We start from the raw sequence: 17,918 nt of genomic DNA, 5'->3' as shown, positions 1-17,918 counted from the left end.
TTGTGAAAAAGGAAAGCATCGGCTCGACTGGCCGGTGTCTATTGAACATGATGAGGCATGCCCCCGGACGACGTGTCCGCGATTTATGCTAGGACTGGCGGTCGATGATCGATCCGCCAGCCATTCCCGCTTTGATTTTCCTCAGTCGCCCTCGGCGGCCAGAACTTCATTTACATCAGCCGGGACATTGGTCGGCCCGTCGACCGCATAGGCCTGGCTGAGCATGCCGATGAACGCCCGATCGTTGATGGGATCGGTTGGCATTTCGAACGGCACCTTCCGCTTGCGCAGGTCATCCAGCAGCATGTTCAGCGCCTGCTCGTGCGTGATGTCGTCGGTATGGTCGAACGTCCGCTTCAGGTCCGCCATGTCCATGAACACGCGCGCGCCCCAGTGGACGAGCAGGCGGATTTCCTGCGGCGGGATCTGCTGCGTGACCTCGCCAAAGGTTTCGATCCGCCAACCGCCTTCAACCGTCGGGTCGACGCCGATCTTGCTGGAAATGTCGAGGCCTGTGGGACGGCGCATATCCACAGGGCCAGTCGCCTGAGCATGGTGGAACATCATCTCGTTTTCAGCGACAACGGCGCGGCCCCACATCGGCGCGGTAACCTGCCGGGGCTCGCCCCGCGGACCGTCCGGCCAATAGTTGAACCCGCCCCCAATCTTGCCCTTATAGTACCAGCCGGTAACCTGAGCCTTTTTGCTCTGCCAACGGCGGAACAGCCCTGACTTGGCCATGATGAGCAGCAGCCAAAGGGGCGTATTTTCCATCGTCATGCCGCGGAAAACGGTGCCGTCGAGATGCGGCGGGCCGCCGATCGGCGTCGGACCTTGCAGGTTGAACAAGAAGGTTTCGGGTTCCGCATATTGCGCCCCCCAATATTTGCGCACCATGTCGAGAAACTTAGAATTATAATAGCAATCTTCGACTTCAGGATAAAAGCAGACGCCCCCCCGCGCAAAATATCCCCTGAATGTTCCATTTAGGATCATGTCCCAGGTCAGCGTCACGCCTTCAGGGATAGCGCCGCCAGTCGTCGCGATCACTTCTTCGGGAGACTTGAAGTTTTCAGCAAGGATGAGCGGCCAAGGCCCATGGTCACGCACGACATGGATAAGGCGATTATACTGATCGTCGGTATAGGCGTTTTCAACGACGTAAGGCGGCGCAACGGGGCGGAATTGGTCGGCAAGATCAGTGGTCATCGGTCCCTCCTCGATTAGATGAAGCGGCGATCGTCCCAGCGCGCATGGCAAAGTAGCAGCAAGCCCGAGTCGATCAGCTGGCGATGATAAAGCTGGACCATAAGTTGACGATCGTCAACGGTTTCGCATTTCCGGTTCTCTTTTGTGAGAAAAATAGCGCGTCAGGTGGATAGCGCGCCCGTCATTTCTGCACCAATTTAGAATGTTGACGACCGTCATCTATTGGCGATAAGAAGAGTCAGGATTGTCATCGATAGCTGGTCGCCAGGTGGGCGACTGCGACAGAAAGGAATGTCATGGGCCTTCAAACCTTGGATCGCGATTGCACCGTCGAAGAAATAGTCGCCGCAATGGAGCGGGACGGCGCCTGCATCATCCGCGATGTGCTTTCTCCTGAAGATCTGAAGGAATTGCAGGAAGAAACGGCGCCCTGGATCGAGCAGACGGCCGATGGCCTGGATGACTGGTCCGGTCGCAAGACCAAGCGGACGGGCGCTTTGATCGCGCGCTGTGCGTCAGTGCGCAAGATCGCCATCAATCCCCTGATCGTCGGCGCAGCGAACGCCACGCTCCGCCCTTATTGCTCGAAGATCCAGCTCAACATCACGCAGCTCATCACTATCATGCCCGGACAGGGCGCGCAGCCACTTCACCGCGACCGCTTTGTATGGGGGGGCGACGACAGCGGCGGTGTGATTCCAGAAGGTATCGAGCCGCAATGCAATGGAATTTGGGCGGTGGAAGATTTCACTGCTGAAAATGGCGCCACCAACATCGTGCCGGGAAGCCATAAATGGCCTTTCAGCCGCCAGGCTCGCCGCGACGAGGCAATCCCGGCCGTGATGAAGGCGGGGTCGGTCCTGCTGTATAACGGCACCGTCATCCATGGCGGCGGTGAAAATCGCAGCAAGGGCCCTCGAAAGGCGTTGAACGTTACGTATACGCTCGGCTGGTTGCGGCAGGAGGAAAATCAGTATCTCTCGTGTCCGCCCGAAATTGCGAAAGATTTCGACCAAGAACTGACGGATCTATTAGGATATTCATTCGGTAACTACTCTCTGGGTTTTTACACGGACCCTCGGAAAAGGGACCAGTTTAGCGATATCGTGCCGCCCGAGGTTGCACTTGGCCGCTGGCCTCGCGAAATCCCGGAAATGGCGCAGACCGATGCCGTTGCTGAACCTGGCTGAATACCGTGCGCAGCAGTCCACCAAATCGGGCAGGCAGTTGTGCCATCGTTAGCATGCGCAGCGACGAGCCTTGACCACATTCGATAAAGGCGGGGCTGCACGCACGATTTAAAGATAACCGTTCACTTTGATTGGTTGAGCCTGCAAGCCAGTCTGGAGTAATTTAGATCCTCCCGTTGGGAGAATTTACACCGTGCGCCAAGCTGCTGCGGAATGTGCGTTGCTGCGAATGTGACGGGGAGATCGCCACGCCTTACTATGGAGACAGATTGATGGTGGATGTACGACTTGAAGGCAGAGCAGCAATCGTCACCGGCGGGGGAGATGGCATCGGACTGGGTATTGCAAAGCGCCTTGCCCGTGCCGGCGCATCGGTGATCATCGCGGAGTTCAGCGAAGAGAAGGGCTTGGCTGCATCTGCAGCTATTCGCGCGGGCGGAGGCCAAGCTGATTTCATCCGCACCGACGTCACAGATCGCAGCCAGATGGAAGCGGCGGTCGACGCCGCTGTCAACCGCTTTGACAGCGTGGATATCCTGGTGAACAATGCTTATAGTGGTGGGACATTCTCGCGCGCGGAAGCAATGTCCGACATCCATTTTCATGGATCTTTCGCGATCAACCTTTTTGGCCCAAAATGGGCGATGGATAGAGCCTTTCCGCATATGAAGGCCAAAGGCTGGGGCCGGATCATCAACATATGTTCGCTCAATGGCGTCAACGCGCATGTCGGCACGGTCGACTACAATGTGGGAAAGGAAGCGCTTCGGACGCTGACGCGAACAGTGGCACGTGAATGGGCTGGCTTCGGTATTTGCGCGAACATCATTTGCCCTGCAGCAGCTTCGGCGTCATTCCGCGAGTTCGAGCAACTGCAACCTGCCGCCGCATCATCGGCGGCCGCTGCCAATCCCATGGGCCGCATGGGCGATCCGGAAGCCGATATCGGCGGCGTTGCCCTGTTCCTAGCCAGCGAAGATGCTCGGTACCTCACTGGGAACACGCTGTTCGTCGATGGCGGGGGCCATATCAACGGCGTCGCCTGGGCACCTGAGTTGCCGGACGCATGAGCGCACATTTTTGAAAATTGTTGGCTCACGATGCCAAACGCACCGTAGATACAGGAGAATCGATGAAAAAGGTCGCACTGGTTACAGGAGCCACGCGGGGCATTGGTAAGGTTACGGCGCTGGCATTGGCCGCTCACGGCTTTTCCGTCGTTGTGACCGGCCGCACTCTGCAAGCGGGGCAGGGGTCGGTCGGCGATGGCGAGTTCGTTCCAGGCAGCATTGAGGAGACCGTTGCAGCGATTGAAGCCGCAGGAGGTGTGGCGCTTGGCGTCAAGCTCGACTTGCTTGATCGCGCCTCAATCGATGCTGCGCTTGACGCGACAATCGCACAGTTCGGGCGTCTTGATGTGCTCGTTAACAACGCGATTTATCAAGGGCCGGGCATCATGGACCGGCTTGCGGACTTTACGATGCAGCAGGCAGAGGATAATTTTACCGGCAGCGTCGTCAATCAAATGTATATCAGCCGGCAGGCAATCGTGCACATGGCGCGCAATGGCGGTGGCCGCATCGTCTTCGTCACCAGCGGCGCCGCGGTGATGCCGCCCCCGGTTGGCGCAGGATTGCTCTACAGCGCGAGCAAGGCGGCACTGAACCGCATTCCCGGCTTTATAAATTACGAGCACGGGCCAGACGGAATTTTCGCCTTTCTTGTCGAGCCGCAATTCACCTTCACCGACAGCATGGAGGCGCGCTGGGGCAGTGAAGCAGCCGCCACGATCGGTGAAGGACATCCTGCTCGCCGCCCCGAGGAAACTGCTCAGACAATCACATGGCTAGCGACGAATCCGAGCGCCGGTCGCTTCGCCAATGGCGAGATGCTCAATGCGCCTGATTTCTTTGAGATCAACGATGTCGCTCGTGAGCCGTAGCCTATGGCGATCCAGTTCATAGCTGAATCTCCGTCAGACTGCGTAGTTCGTAAACCTATAACATGCACAGCCCTAGTCGCCGCCACCCGCGATGGGACGGAAGAGATGACAGATGACGACAGAATGCTTCGATTGTGTAGGCCTGCAACTGCGCACACGTTGCGAATGATCGAATGGCTATCGCGTCTGTGCCGAACGACGTGCAAAAGATCGCTTCAGTACGAAGACGAATCGTCGCACGAATATGGCGCATGTCTGCCTTCGGCGAAGTGTTTCCTATCCCAGATGTTGTTCTCTACGGTGCGACAGACGCGCGCGATATTGCGCAGCTGTCGTTGTCTATTTGTCGACGCGGTGACGAGCGGGATCACCAGATGCAGTCACCTTCCCGAGACCTCCAAGTGAATTAGGTACATCTTCAACGTCATGACTACTCAATTCAGCCGGTGGCTCATCCTTGCAGCCGTTCTGTTGGCCTTCCTCCCGATAGCCATCAACATGACGATCCTGCACATCGCGGTTCCCCCGATGACGCTAGCGCTTAATGCCAGCGGTAGTCAGATTTTGTGGATCATTGATATCTATCCGCTGATCATGGCGGGACTTCTTGTGCCGATGGGCGCTCTGGCCGACCGCGTTGGACATCGTCGCCTGTTGTTGAGCGGTCTGGCCGCGTTTCTCATGGCATCCGTGATCGCGGCGTACGCTTCGATTGCAGAGGTCTTGATCGGCGCGCGTGCATTGTTGGCGGTCGGCGGCGCAATGGTGCTGCCCAACGTGCTCGCGATCATCCGGCAGACGTTCGACAGTCCCGAGGAAATGGGACTCGCACTGGGTCTCTGGAGCACCGTGGCGTCTGCCGGTGCCGCTCTCGGTCCTCTTGCTGGCGGTCTGCTGCTTGAGCATTTCTGGTGGGGAGCAGTTTTCCTGATCAACGTTCCTGTCATACTTGCGGTATGGTTGCTAGCCTACGTCACCCTGCCCAGCCACACACTGGAAGTTCAGGGGAAGTGGCAGCTAGGGCAGGCACTGGTCTTCCTTCTCGGACTTATCAGCACGATCTTTGCGATTAAGTCAGGCTTCAACGTGGACAGCCGCCCAGGCCCGAGCTGGCTGGCTGCCGGAACGGGGCTTGGGCTTCTGGGCTGGTTCGTGCGCCTGCAACTGTGCAGCCGCAATCCTATGCTGGATCTGCAGCTTTTCTCCACTCCCGCAGTCAGTATGGGGGTGGTTACTGCAATGGTCGTGTCCGGATCGCTTGCCGGCATCGAAATGACAATCGCGCAGGAACTGCAGTTCATAGTTGGCCTTACTCCGCTGCAGGCCGGACTGTTCCTGCTGCCGCTGATCCTCGCGTCGGCCATTGGCGGTCCGGTCGTCGGGTATCTGGTCGGCATCTTCGGCCTGCGCCAAGTGGCGGCGTTCTCTCTGTTTATTTCCTCCGCGAGTCTTGCAGGGCTCGGAGTAAGCGACTTCGGCGCAGCGGGAGCTGGTGTGGTTGCGCTACTGTTCTTCCTCGGCTTGACCTTGGGCATAGGCCTTACAGCATCCAGTTTGGCGATAATGAGCAGCGTGAGGCCTGAGAAAGCTGGCGTTGCAGGTTCTCTTGAAGGCACCGGCTACGAGCTCGGCGCTGGCCTGGGCATCACGCTTTTCGGCGTGCTGCTGTCTTCCAGTTACGCGAATTCGCTCCGATTGCCCGACCACCTCGTCGGACATCTGCCATCCAGCGCGGCCCGCTCGGTAGGAGAGACGATCGCCGCGGCTCGAAGCATTGGACTGGACGACAATGTGCTAAAAGGGGCGATCAGCGCGGCATTCTCCAGCGCCCACTCCACCGTTCTCCTGACCGGTGCGCTCGCCTTCGGGTTAGTAGGCATCACCGTCTTTGTGGCGTTAAGGCACTACAAACCGATTGAGGGCGCCACCGCGCACGGAGATGTTTGATCCCAACCCCTGGCCGGGATCGGATACTTGATAGAATACAGGCACGGCACGATCATCCCCGCTCAGGGACAGGACCCGCTGTGATGCAGCCTAACGCGATGTTCTAGCCAATCGTGGCGTCCGTCCGGTCCGATATGTGGCAGCTCATCGTCACACCGACGACCGTGCAGGCTGATCGACAGTTTTCGTCATGACCCGACATTCCTCGAAGCAATTTCTACGACCGAATGTGGTCGCCTGCTGTCAGGGGCGGGAGCAAGGATATGCGCCCGCCTCTGTGCATTCATGGCGCTGCTGCAACGGGGAGGCGGAATTGCGGGCCTAATCGATTGAATGCGTTCATCGCCGCGATGACCAGCGTTAGATGGACCAGGTCCTTCGGTGCAAAGGCCGCGGCCTCATAGGCATTGTCGGAGCCGTGGGTGGTGCTGACGTTCGTCACTTCCTCGGCCCGGGCATGCGCCGCGCGATCTCGATCGGGAAACAGGTGCGTCACCTCCGCTCAGACGGCTACCAGCGCAACCTTGTCAACCGGCATGGTCCTGAACTGATCGCGGGTATGCATGTCGATGCAATGGCGCAGCCGTTGATCTGCGATACTCGAAGGAAGACCAGGTGGATCAACTCGTCGGAAAGATCCGTCTTCTTTGTCACGTAATGATGGACCCCAAAGAGCGCTTTGGCGCCTTCGGGAGCGACTTCGGACCAGTTCAAACGTGCCGTCTCTGTCATGATGCTGTCCTCGTCATGGCGGACCGTCACCCTTCGAGAATGCGACTGCGCTTCAGAGATGAAGGATTTGATGCCTCTTCTTTGAACGACCTCTTCTAGCAACAGCGGACTAGAGGCTGAGAGCGCTGGCGATGTCGCGGCGTTAATGGCGACGAGCGCCAAATAGAAGGGGTGGTCATCGACCGCGGACCTGCGAGTCACGCTCAGTGAGGCCAAGAATCTACGACGCTCAGGAGCGAACAGGAAACCTCGAGGAGGAAAGTCATCATAAAAATGCAACGATAATGTTTACTTTATGCCAAAATGCGTATATGCGCTGTCTAGTGGGCTAAGGGGCACGTGCAGGCATGGCGTCGGGGTTTCCTCACTGTAAACGTTCTGCCTCGGTTCAAGGAAACGCCAAGCTGAAACGGCGCTAAAGCGGTGCAAGTTCTGGCTGCGCGCCTTCCTGAGATTGCAATATTGAGAGATGGAGATCATGTGGCTCACTCTGTTCGTTTCCTGACGCTCATGCTGTGCGGCGTAGGGCTGGCTGGGCAGGCCCTGGCGGGTGAGTTACCACGCCTGCGCTCGGAAGACGGGCGTCATGCCTTGCTGGTGGACGGCAAGCCCTATCTTATGCTCGGCGCCCAGGTGCACAATTCGAGCAACTACCCCTCGGAACTCCCCAAGGTTTGGCCGGTGATGAGGGCGCTCAGTATCAATACGATCGAAGTGCCCGTCGCGTGGGAACAGTTTGAGCCTATAGAGGGCAGGTTCGACTATAGCTGGGTGGACACGCTGCTGGCCCAGGCGCGCAAAAATAACATGCGTGTCGTGCTGCTTTGGTTCGGGAGCTGGAAAAACGGAGAGTCAACCTACACGCCGGAATGGGTGAAGGCCGACACGAAGCGCTTCCCCCGTCTGCAGAAGCGGGACGGCCGCCCCACAAACACGCTTTCCCCGCTGGGCGAGGCAACGCTCGCTGCTGACCGGAAGGCTTTTGTGGCGCTGATGCGGCATTTGCGCGAGGTCGATCGCAAGCACACGGTCATCATGGTCCAGGTCGAAAATGAGATCGGTAGCCACGGCGTCGCCCGCGATTATTCGCCTGCAGCCGAGCAGCTTTTCGCCCAGCAGGTGCCCGAAGACATTCGCCGCGCATCAGGAAAGCAGGCGGGGATATGGGCGGAGGTGTTCGGTAAGGAGGCGGACCAGGCATTTGCCGCCTGGACCTATGCGCGGTTCGTGCAGGAAGTGGCTGCCGCTGGCAAGGCTGAGAAGAACTTGCCCCTGTACACTAACGCCGCGGTCTTCGACGCGACGGGCACTGCCATGGCCGCCCAGGTTGCGAGCGGCGGCCCCAATTGGAATGTGCTGCCAATCTGGAAGACGGCTGCGCCTGCGCTGGATCTCATCGGTCCTGACCTCTACCTGCCGCTCGAAAAAACCTATCTTGGCTTGCTCGATCGCTATGCGCGGCCAGACAATGCGCTGTTTGTCCCCGAGACGAGCAACGCGGTCTGGGCTGCTCGTTTCTTTTGGGCGGCGCTGGGCCGCGGGGCTATCGGCTGGGCGCCATTTGGCATGGATAGCACCAACTACTCCAACTACCCGCTCGGCGCGCGAAAGTTGGACGCTGCCACAATCGAGGCATTCGCCGCTCCTTACCGCCTGTTCCGGCCTATCGCGAGCGACTGGGCTGCGATCGCCAGCAAGCATTCGACCTGGGGCACCGCCAAGAACAGCGCGGGTGAGGACTCTACGTCCATGGGCAGCTGGAAGATCTCCGTCGCCTATGGCCGCAACAGCTTCGACATCCCCTGGCCCAACCAGGAGCCGCCGCCATGGGCGAAGGAGCCCGTTGGGGGTGGTGTTGTTGCCCAACTGGGACCTAATGAATTTCTGGTTGCCGGGCAATATAGCCGCTTTCAGTTCACGCCCGTCGATCCGGCCGTGAACGGGCAGATTATGAGCGCGGAGGAGGGGACGTTCATCGATGGCCACTGGCAAGCAAGCCGCCGCTGGAATGGTGATCAAATCTCCTATGGGTTTAACTTCAACGAGCAGCCTGCGCTACTTCGCGTGAAGCTCTCGACGTACTGAATAGGCCGCTGTCGCAGGGTATTTCCCCACCGGCCTTAGCGGTGCGCAATACATGGCAAAATTTACACTGTTTCTAATCACAATTAAGTCGTCGAAAATTTGAGGGGGTCTGCAAGAACATGGCAAATGACGTCGTCAGAACGATTTTAGGTCCCTATTCCAGCGTTCGACCGGGGGTGTCTCGGGTCGCCTGCCTGATGGCCACTGGCGCGATGTCTTCCATGCACCCGCTGCAAGCGGCTACCGCTGACCGATTTGCGACTTATGCGAACCCGGTTGATCTACCCTACCGCTACCAGGAGCCTTCTCCCTTTCGTCCGCTTCAGCCGCGGCCCAAGGAGTCCTTCCGGGAAGCTGCAGATCCCACGATTGTCCTGTTCAAGGGCCGCTATTGGCTTTTTGCTTCGCACTCGAGCGGCTACTGGCATTCGAGGGACCTTCTGCGATGGGAGTTCGTCGAGCCGACCGGATACGCGGTCGATAAGTTCGCTCCGACCGTCGCGGTCATGAACGACAAGATGTATCTCGCTACCAGCGAAGATACCCGGCACATCTGGGTGACAGACGATCCAATGAAGGGGACCTGGCGCGTGGCGGCATACCTCGATGCTGGCTATCAGGATCCTGCCCTGTTCCTGGACGATGATGGGCGGCTCTATCTTTACCATGGGCTCGCATCCAAGGGGCCGCTCCACGTCGAGGAGCTTGATCCCAAGACATTTCAGCCGATTGCGAAGGTGGACATCGCCCAGTCGCGCAATCCAGACGAGCGCGGCTGGGAAGTTCCTGGAGACAGGAATGACAAGTTGAAGGGCATGACTTTCGTCGAGGGCTCTTGGATGACGAAGCGCAAGGGCCGATATTATCTTGAATATTCAGCGCCTGGTACGGAATTCAAAACCTATGCCAATGGGGTCCTGGTGGCGGGCAAACCCATGGGGCCGTTCGTCTATCAGGATTATAGTCCTTTTGCGTTCAAGCCCAGCGGTTTTATCGCCGGAGCAGGCCATGGATCGACCTTCCAGGGGAAGGATGGTCAGTGGTGGCACGTGGGGACGATGACGATTTCTCAACGGCACATTTTCGAACGTCGGCTTGGCTTATTTCCGACGAGCTTCTCGAAGTCGGGTGAAGTAATCGCCGACACCTATCTGAGCGATTATCCCCGCTACATCGGAGGGAAGCGCAAGCTTACAGAATGGATGCTCCTCTCGCGCCGGAAAGGCGTGAGCGCCTCTTCGACGCTGGACGGCTTCTCCGCCAAGGATGCGGTGGACGAGGACGTGCGGAGCTGGTGGTCGGCCAAGACCGGCGCGACAGGTGAATGGTTCCAGGTGGATCTTGGCGCCCCCAAGCGCATCGAGGCGGTGCAGATCAACTTCGCCGATCAGGATGCCAAGGCGCTCGGGATCAGCGCGGACGTCTATAAGTATGTCCTCGAACTGTCGCTGGATGGCCGGATATGGAAAGCCGCTGTCGATCGCTCGCGCATAGGCACCGATGCCCCTCATGATTATGAGGTTCTGCCCAAGCCAGAGCGTGCTCGCTACGTTCGGCTTCGCAACATCCATTCTCCAGAGAGTGGTAAGTTCTCACTCTCGGATCTGCGCGTCTTCGGCAATGGTGGAGGGGTAAAGTCCGCCAAGGTGCGGCAGGCGTGGTTCCAACGCGACAGTGACGACGGCCGCAAGTCGGTGATCAGATGGACAGCGGCTCGCGGGGCCGAGTTCTACGTCGTGCGCATGGGTGTTCGCCCCGGCCTTCTGAACCAGAATTACCAGGTTTATGATGGAGAGACTTCTATCGAAGTAGCGAGCCTCAACATCGGGACTGGGTACTGCGTCACCATTGATGCTGTGAACGAAAACGGCATCACCCGGGGCGGGAGGCCGGTCTGTTCACGATGAGCGGGTCTGCGCGCCGCTCGAGATTCATTATGTTTGTCAGAAATGCAGGATAAAAGACCTATGGAAGAGACGCCTGTCTGGACACGTCGCCAGTTCACCGCCCTGAGCGGCGTGCTTGGCGCCGCAGCGCTGGCTTCACCAGCATGGGCGGAAGGTGCGAGCGATGTGGTCGAAATCGATCTTCGGCGGGAAACCGGCAAGCTGGACCATATCTGGTCACGCGTCATGGGATCGGACCGCGCCGCAATCACGATGCGGGAGCCCTGGCGCAAGGATCTGGAACGTTTCAGGAACGAGGCAGGTCTGAAGCGCGTGCGTTTTCACGGAATCTTCAACGATGAAATGGGCGTCGGCGCGAACGGCAATTTCCAGAACGTCAACGCCGTTTATGACGGATTGCTGGACCGCGGCGTCCAGCCATTCGTGGAATTGAGTTTCATGCCGCGCGCACTGGCGAGCGGGGCCAAGGAATTTGGTTTCTACAAGGCCAATGTCACCCCGCCGACGTCACCGGACAAATGGTCAGAACTGGTCGAGAAATTCGTGCGCCATTTGGTCCAGCGCTATGGCGCCTCGGAGGTACGGCAATGGTATTTCGAGGCATGGAACGAACCGAACCTGAAATCATGGTTCTGGACCGGAACCCAGGAGGAATATTTCGCGCTCTACAAGGCGAGCGCCCGCGCCGTGAAGGCCGTTGACCCGTCGCTCAGGATCGGCGGCCCTGCGACCTCCGCTATCCAGTGGATCCCACAGTTTTTGGACTATTGTGAGAAGACGGGCACTCCGGTCGATTTCGTATCGACCCACATTTACCCCGGCGATGATCAGGCGATGATCTTTGGCAAGGCAGCGAAGTACAAGGAGTATGACGTCGTCCCTGCCGGAGTGGCGCTCGCCCGCAGACAAATCGATGCCACCAAGTTCAAAGGAACCGAATTGTGGCTGAACGAATGGTCATCCGACAGCCCGGCCATGATCGCGCACGCTATCACGCAAAGCCTCCCTCACTGTCGTGCCATGGGTCAGTGGCAGATCAGCGGCGAATATGAGGAGAATATGGTCGCCAACTGGCTCTTCAAGGAAGGGCAGAATGGCTGGGGCATGCTGGCCCGAGGCAGTGTCGCAAAACCCGAGTTCAACACGTATAAGTTGCTCAATCGGTTGGGTGATCGCAAACTTGCGAGCAAGGGACCCTCTTTGGCCTCGACGAAGGGCGGCGGCAAGTTTTCAGCTTTGGTCTGGAACCTTGCCGACGTGCAGCAGGCGCCAGGCATCCCTGGTGCGAGCAGGGAGCGCAAGGTGACAGGTGCGCGTAAGACGATGCTCGTGAGGATGCGCGGCGCGCCAGCGGGGCAGCGGGTACAGGTGAGCTATGTCGATCAGGAGCGCGGTTCCCCTTATCCTGCCTGGCGAGCCATGGGGTCTCCGCAATATCCCACGCGAGAGCAGATGGACGCTATCCGCAAGTCTGCGGAGTTGGCTGCGCCTGAACTGCGGACGCTCAATGGCCGTGGCGAAATCACCCTGGATCTTCCGCCAGAGGGCGTCGCGCTGATCGAGGCTGTCTGATCCTGGGGAGGATAATCTTTCGGCCGTAATGTTGATCGAGCCGAATGCGGGCTACCGCCGATATTTTTTTAAGCCGAATATTTTGCGCCGGAATGGCGCCTGGCTAATAGCTGAGAGAGAGATCAGATCATGTTCGCCAAGAGGAAAACGGCAAAGCTTCTGGCCGCCACTGCAATGGCCTTGTCCGTTCTGACCGTGCAGGCATGGGCCGATCCCCTGTCGGACGCGTTCAAGTCGCCGCCAGTGGAGGCCAAGCCCCGCCTGCGGTGGTGGTGGCCCGGCGACGCTGTCACTGATGCGGAACTGCGCCGCGAGGTCCAACTGATGAAGGAGACGGGCTTCGGCGGCGCCGAGGTGCAATCCTTTTCGCCAAACTTCGTGACGTTGACCCCTGAGGAGCGGGCGGTGGTCAACGACTATGCCGAACCCGGCTTCTTCGCGCATCTGCGCGCGGCGGCGGATGCCGCGAAGAGCGCCGGTCTCAGTCTCGACTATACCTTGGGGTCTGCCTGGCCGTCCGGCGGCGGCGAAGCAATTCCGCCGGAAAAGGCGTTCACGGAGTTGGCCATGGCGCACACCGCGGTGAAGGGCGGCGCTTCCGGCCCGATCAAGGTCGAACTGCCGAAGCGGACCAAGAGGCTTGGCGCCCTCAACTTTTTCGATCCGCGTACAAAAGATCCCAAATATGCGGATTGGGGCAAGCGATTAGATGCTCGCGCACGAACCGTTGCGGTGGTTGCGATGAAGGGCAGCGCGCCTGACCTGAAGAAGCGCGGCGGCATGAACGGGATGACCATTTCTCCCTGGAGTGATGTGCTGACCTCCGGGACACTCGATCCAGCCAGCCGCATTGTCCTGACTGACAAGCTGCGGGAGGACGGCACGCTCGATTGGACGCCGCCGGCTGGTGAGTGGCAGGTCTTCGTATTTCGGCAATTTGCTTCCGACGTGAGTGTGCTTGGCGCGGCCGGACGGGGACCGCAACTGATCCTGGATCACACGGATCCTTCAGCATTTGCGGCACATGCTGCGCGCACCGGTGATCCGCTGGGCAAGAACCCGCCGGGCATGCGTGCGACCTTCGTCGATTCCCTTGAATTGATGCAGGATATCCAGTGGGGGCCCAAACTGCTGGAGGAATTCAAGAAGCGGCGCGGATATGATCTGACGCCTTATCTTCCCTTTGTGCTGCAGCCGGGCTGGATGCAGGCATGGGACGAGCATTATTCGCCGCCCTATTTCGAAGCGGCGAACAGCGACCTGGCAGAACGTGTCAGGGCGGATTATCGCCATACCGTGTCGGACATGATGATTGCGGGCTTCATCGAACCCTTCGTGGCGTGGAACCATGCCCACGGCCTGAAGGCCAAGTTCCAGGCGCATGGCGGCGCATTCGATATCATTCGGGGCTATGGGCTTGCCGACATACCGGAAACCGAGGATCTTGTTCACAGCGGTGATCCGCTATTCATGCGCCTCGCCCGTTCCGCGGCCAACCTCTATGGACGCCGCATCATCTCGGCCGAAAGCCTGGTGTGGCCCGACCGGGCCTATAGCGTGACCCCGGCCGAGATGAGGCGGCGCATCGACCTCATCATGGCCGGCGGGGTCAACAGCATGATCCTGCACGGCATGAACTACCGTTTCCACGCCGAGGATTGGCCGGGCTGGCACGCCTTCCAACCAAGCCCTTTTTCCCTGGGCTTCAGCGGTCCGCTAAATGAGACCAACCCGGTCTGGCCCGCCATGAAGCCGCTTGCCGCCTATATGGGCCGGTTGCAGGCCGTCATGCAGGCGGGCAAGTCTGTCGTTCCCGTCGCCTGGTTCTATGGCCGCTATGGCTATTATATCGGTATCGAGGATGGGGGCGCGGGCAAGCAGGCCGGCGAGAAGGCGTTTCTTGCCGCCGGATATGATTTCGACCGGATCAATCCAGACTCCATAGCGCAGGCGAGGGTCGGGTCGCGCCGGCTCATATCCAAGGGCGGGCACGAATATGGCGTACTCGTGCTGCCGCCGATCGACGGCATTCGGGCCGACACGATGGAAGCGATAGCAGGCTTTGCCAAGGCGGGCCTGCCAGTTTTCTTCACCGATCACGCACCCCGCCGCGATGAAGGACTGGCCGACGCGAAGGCGCGCGATGCTCGCGTGAAGAAAGCTGTGGCTGCTGCGACGAAGGCGGGCGCCAAGATCGTCCCTGCAGCGGAGCTGCAAGAGGCGATCCGCGCAGCAGGCGTCGCAGGCAATCTGCGTTTCGAGGGCGATGCTTCTGATATTGTTTTCGTCCAGCGCATTGTGGATGGGCAACGGGTCACCTTCATTCACAATCGGGCGGATGCTGCGCGGAGTCTCACGGTGTCCCTACCGGGTGTGGGCGGCGTCACGCGCTGGGACGCAATGGACGGCAGCGTAAAGCCCGTGGCCGCCATTGTTGCGGCAGACATGACCCAGGTGCCTCTGTCGCTTTCCGCTGGCGAGAGCGTGCTTCTCATTCTTGATCCCAAAACCCGTGCGCAGTCCGTCGCGGCCTCAGATGTAGTGGGATCGGCAGCCTTGCCCGCCGAAGGCTGGGCACTGTCGGTGTCCGGTCATGTGGCCCGCAAGCCCTACGCACATGATTTCGGCAAGGTCGCGCTGCAAGACTGGAGCAAGGTGCCTCAGCTGGCCGGCTTCTCTGGGGAAGCCATCTACAGTCGTTTGATCAGCATCGATCCATCGTGGCTCAAGCCAGGCACTCGCGTCAGTCTGGATCTGGGGCAGGTGCATGACATGGCAACGGTGACGATCAACGGACGCACTTTTCCTCCCGTCATCGCGGCTCCGTTCCGCATCGATGTCACGGATGCGCTGCGCCCGGGCCCGAACATGCTCAAGGTAACGGTGGCGAATGTGCCGCAGAACGGAATGATCGATCCGGGCACTCCTTCATTCAAAAAATTGAAACCGGTCGCGGCGGGATGGGCTGCCACAGGGCGGCTGGAGGCGAGCCGGTGATCACAGGCGCGAGCGGGGTCTCCCGTCGCGCGCTCCTATTGGCCGTAGCTGCGTTCGCCGCGAATCACCAGCGGTCGCGGGCGAGGAGCATGAGATCGACCACCTTCCTCCCATGCGCTTCGATGTCTTTTGCGGCGAGCTCGCGGACCAGATCATATTGCAAGAACCAGCCATGTACGGCGGTCAGAATATGTTCAGCCACGGCTTCCGGCTGCGAAACTGGGATGCCGTCCCGTTGCGCGGCGGCTCGGATGTCTTGCGTCAGCAGCCGAACCGCGTTCAAATAACCGAGTTCATGCATAAGGGGTGCAAGGTCGGGGAAGCGATGGCGGTTCAGAAGGATCAGTGCATGAAGTCCGCGGAACAGCGGATCGACGAGCAGCGAAGCCATGTCCGCTACGCGCAGGCGCAGAACCTCGCCTATGTCTTTGACGTCACCCGTCGTTTGGACGCGGGAGGCCGCGTACCAGCGGGCGATAGTCTCCCTGACGACTGAGCGGAACAGGTCGGATTTGGTCGGATAACGGCTGTAAAGTGTTGTGCGGGTGATGCCGGTCTCCGCCGCGATCTTTTCCATCGACACGCCGTCGAAGCCATCGGCCAGAAACATGCTTCTCGCTGTCGAAAGGATCGCCTGCTCGATCAGGGCCATCTCTGTCGAGGTAGGGCGGCCCCTTTTTAAAGTCAGTTTCGCAGGGCTAGTGGTTCGGCGTGCCATCATCACCTTGTGATGCGGGATGGTTGCTATGGCAACGCCGTTGCCGCTGCAGAACCAGCCTCTATTTCAGTCCGGCCAAATCGGCATGCAGCGAGCGCAGCGCAAAGCAAGATAAGATTTCTCATGGGGTTTTGCAGTCGATCGAGGACTGCGTGGGGGTTGCCGATGTATGAGCGGATGGCCCCGGCCACACCTGCGCGAAAAAGGGATTTGACGCTGCGACCTTGGGATAGCTGGCGATGTCGGTCTGGCAGATGGGACACCAATGGCCACCCGCCAGATAAAGATTGGGCGACATCGAGAATTGATGGCCCAGACTGCATTCCCACTCCACCGGCCTGAACGGATCGTCAAGAGCAGGTGCATGACATTTGCCGCCGCGGAACTGGGCGGCTGTGGTCAGATCATCTGTCGTCCACTCGCGTTTCGGCTTCGCATCGTCATAGCCATGGGCGAGCCCAACGGGTTCGCGCGAAGGCTGCGCGAGGGGGAAATCGTCCCAGCTGCTGGGAATATGCTCCCATTCCTCCCGAGACCCAAAATAGGCGTTGATATGTTCCACATCATTGGTGCGTAGCCAGGTGACAGGTCCCCCTGGGCCTTCGGCTACTTTGCGGATCTGCTTGCGGGCGAGGAATGGGAACAACCGCATGATGGTACGCAGGGGCCAGGGAATGCGGCGCGAAAGTTCGGCGAAGAAATCGTCGATCGAGAAGCGGCGATAAGGCACCAGTTCCTGCAGCCGGTCGGAATCGAGATACCATTGCCCGTGGAAGTTGCGCGTCGCCAGCCATTTGGGATCGAGGACACGGCGGAAGTCGCTGACGCCCATGGCGGTCATCATCCTGACCATCAACTGATGATTGACGAGCCGCGCCGCTTCTCCGCCGCCGATGTTGTAGAAGTGACGCCAGAAATCTTCCGGTATGCCGTCTCCGCAAAGGGCGGCCATCAGCCGCGCGCTATCCTCCACGGTTGACCATTCCATCACCCCGTTTGGAGGATTGTGAAACATGATCGGTCCCTGGGTCTTCCACATGTCATAATGGGCCATGCCGGTCTGGCGGATCGACACCCACTGTTTCAGCCCGGATTCGGCAACGATTGCTTCCGCCCGCGCCTTTGTCCCTGCATAATGTCCATTATAGCCGATGCAGATGGGGTCGCCCGTCCGGCCCCAATGAATGGGTGGATTGCGGCTGCCGGTCTGCGCGACGGTGCCGATATAGACCAGACGGACATGAGCAGAATTGGGCTGGCGTTTGATGGCGTTGACGACGTTTTGCGTGCCGCCGACATTGACCTTTTCGACGACAGCGGGGGAAGTTCATCGGCGAGCGGCGATACCAGCGCGCCCATATGCAGGACGATGTCTACGCCCGCGACTGCACGATCGATCGACGCGGCGTCAGTGAGGTCGCCCCATGCATAATCCACGCTATGCTGCTTTTGCAGGCGGCGAATGACAGGATGAGATTTCTCTTCCGGGCGGACGAGGAGGCGAACCGTCACGCCGGGCATCTGTAGCAGCTCATCGACGACCGCTCTGCCCATATTGCCTGTCGCGCCCGTCACCAGGACAAGCTTTCCAGTTCCTGCCACTTTCGTTCCTTTCGCTG

Annotated in this window: 13 protein-coding genes; 8 read left to right on the top strand and 5 right to left on the bottom strand. The window is 59.4% G+C overall.

The window, feature by feature from the left end; genetic code table 11:
• Window positions 1-141 precede the first annotated feature (141 nt).
• Window positions 142-1,209, bottom strand: a complete 1,068-nt coding sequence (locus ACZ5Y5_RS07345) for a hypothetical protein (RefSeq protein ID WP_464808002.1) — start codon at window positions 1,207-1,209, stop codon at window positions 142-144.
• Between the two features lie 296 nt (window positions 1,210-1,505).
• Here ACZ5Y5_RS07345 and ACZ5Y5_RS07340 point away from each other — a divergent pair, with 296 nt between their 5' ends.
• The 4 genes from ACZ5Y5_RS07340 (at window position 1,506) to ACZ5Y5_RS07325 (ending at window position 6,288) form a co-directional block, all read left to right on the top strand.
• Window positions 1,506-2,399: a phytanoyl-CoA dioxygenase family protein gene (locus ACZ5Y5_RS07340; RefSeq protein ID WP_464808001.1), complete on the top strand. Its 894-nt coding sequence runs from the start codon at window positions 1,506-1,508 to the stop codon at window positions 2,397-2,399.
• 272 nt (window positions 2,400-2,671) lie between these two features.
• The gene (locus ACZ5Y5_RS07335; RefSeq protein WP_464808000.1) at window positions 2,672-3,469 is read left to right on the top strand and encodes an SDR family NAD(P)-dependent oxidoreductase; all 798 of its coding nucleotides are present in this window, start codon (window positions 2,672-2,674) and stop codon (window positions 3,467-3,469) included.
• A 62-nt stretch (window positions 3,470-3,531) separates the two neighbouring features.
• Window positions 3,532-4,341 (top strand): SDR family NAD(P)-dependent oxidoreductase, encoded by an 810-nt coding sequence (locus ACZ5Y5_RS07330; protein ID WP_464807999.1) that lies wholly within the window; start codon window positions 3,532-3,534, stop codon window positions 4,339-4,341.
• 426 nt (window positions 4,342-4,767) lie between these two features.
• The gene (locus ACZ5Y5_RS07325; protein WP_464807998.1) at window positions 4,768-6,288 is read left to right on the top strand and encodes an MFS transporter; all 1,521 of its coding nucleotides are present in this window, start codon (window positions 4,768-4,770) and stop codon (window positions 6,286-6,288) included.
• Window positions 6,289-6,571: 283 nt separating this feature from the next.
• On the opposite strand, the gene ACZ5Y5_RS07320 is transcribed toward ACZ5Y5_RS07325, so the two are convergent.
• A complete protein-coding gene (locus ACZ5Y5_RS07320; protein WP_464807997.1) occupies window positions 6,572-6,784 on the bottom strand; it encodes a carboxymuconolactone decarboxylase family protein in 213 nt (70 codons plus the stop codon).
• Between the two features lie 716 nt (window positions 6,785-7,500).
• On the opposite strand from ACZ5Y5_RS07320, the gene ACZ5Y5_RS07315 reads away from it, so the two are divergent.
• From ACZ5Y5_RS07315 to ACZ5Y5_RS07300, 4 genes are all read left to right on the top strand, one after another.
• A complete protein-coding gene (locus ACZ5Y5_RS07315; protein ID WP_464807996.1) occupies window positions 7,501-9,105 on the top strand; it encodes a DUF5597 domain-containing protein in 1,605 nt (534 codons plus the stop codon).
• A gap of 221 nt (window positions 9,106-9,326) precedes the next feature.
• Window positions 9,327-11,012, top strand: a complete 1,686-nt coding sequence (locus tag ACZ5Y5_RS07310) for a family 43 glycosylhydrolase (protein ID WP_464807995.1) — start codon at window positions 9,327-9,329, stop codon at window positions 11,010-11,012.
• 60 nt (window positions 11,013-11,072) lie between these two features.
• Complete coding sequence (locus ACZ5Y5_RS07305; protein ID WP_464807994.1) at window positions 11,073-12,584, top strand: GH39 family glycosyl hydrolase; 1,512 nt, start codon at window positions 11,073-11,075, stop codon at window positions 12,582-12,584.
• A gap of 129 nt (window positions 12,585-12,713) precedes the next feature.
• Complete coding sequence (locus tag ACZ5Y5_RS07300; RefSeq protein WP_464807993.1) at window positions 12,714-15,581, top strand: glycosyl hydrolase; 2,868 nt, start codon at window positions 12,714-12,716, stop codon at window positions 15,579-15,581.
• Between the two features lie 64 nt (window positions 15,582-15,645).
• On the opposite strand, the gene ACZ5Y5_RS07295 is transcribed toward ACZ5Y5_RS07300, so the two are convergent.
• The 3 genes from ACZ5Y5_RS07295 to ACZ5Y5_RS07285 all read right to left on the bottom strand — a co-directional run bounded on the left by ACZ5Y5_RS07295 (window position 15,646) and on the right by ACZ5Y5_RS07285 (window position 17,874).
• Window positions 15,646-16,233 carry a TetR/AcrR family transcriptional regulator gene (locus tag ACZ5Y5_RS07295; RefSeq protein WP_464807992.1) on the bottom strand — a complete coding sequence of 196 codons (588 nt, stop codon included), beginning with the start codon at window positions 16,231-16,233 and terminating at the stop codon, window positions 15,646-15,648.
• Between the two features lie 187 nt (window positions 16,234-16,420).
• Window positions 16,421-17,374 carry a hypothetical protein gene (locus ACZ5Y5_RS07290; RefSeq protein ID WP_464807991.1) on the bottom strand — a complete coding sequence of 318 codons (954 nt, stop codon included), beginning with the start codon at window positions 17,372-17,374 and terminating at the stop codon, window positions 16,421-16,423.
• 8 nt (window positions 17,375-17,382) lie between these two features.
• Window positions 17,383-17,874, bottom strand: coding sequence for an NAD(P)H-binding protein (locus ACZ5Y5_RS07285; protein ID WP_464807990.1), 492 nt, complete (start codon window positions 17,872-17,874; stop codon window positions 17,383-17,385).
• Between the last annotated feature and the right edge of the window lie 44 nt (window positions 17,875-17,918).

This window comes from Sphingobium sp. TomTYG65 (assembly GCF_055395525.1).
The sequence above is the reverse complement of the archived record's forward strand: the minus strand, read 5'-3'. Positions and strand labels throughout refer to the sequence as shown.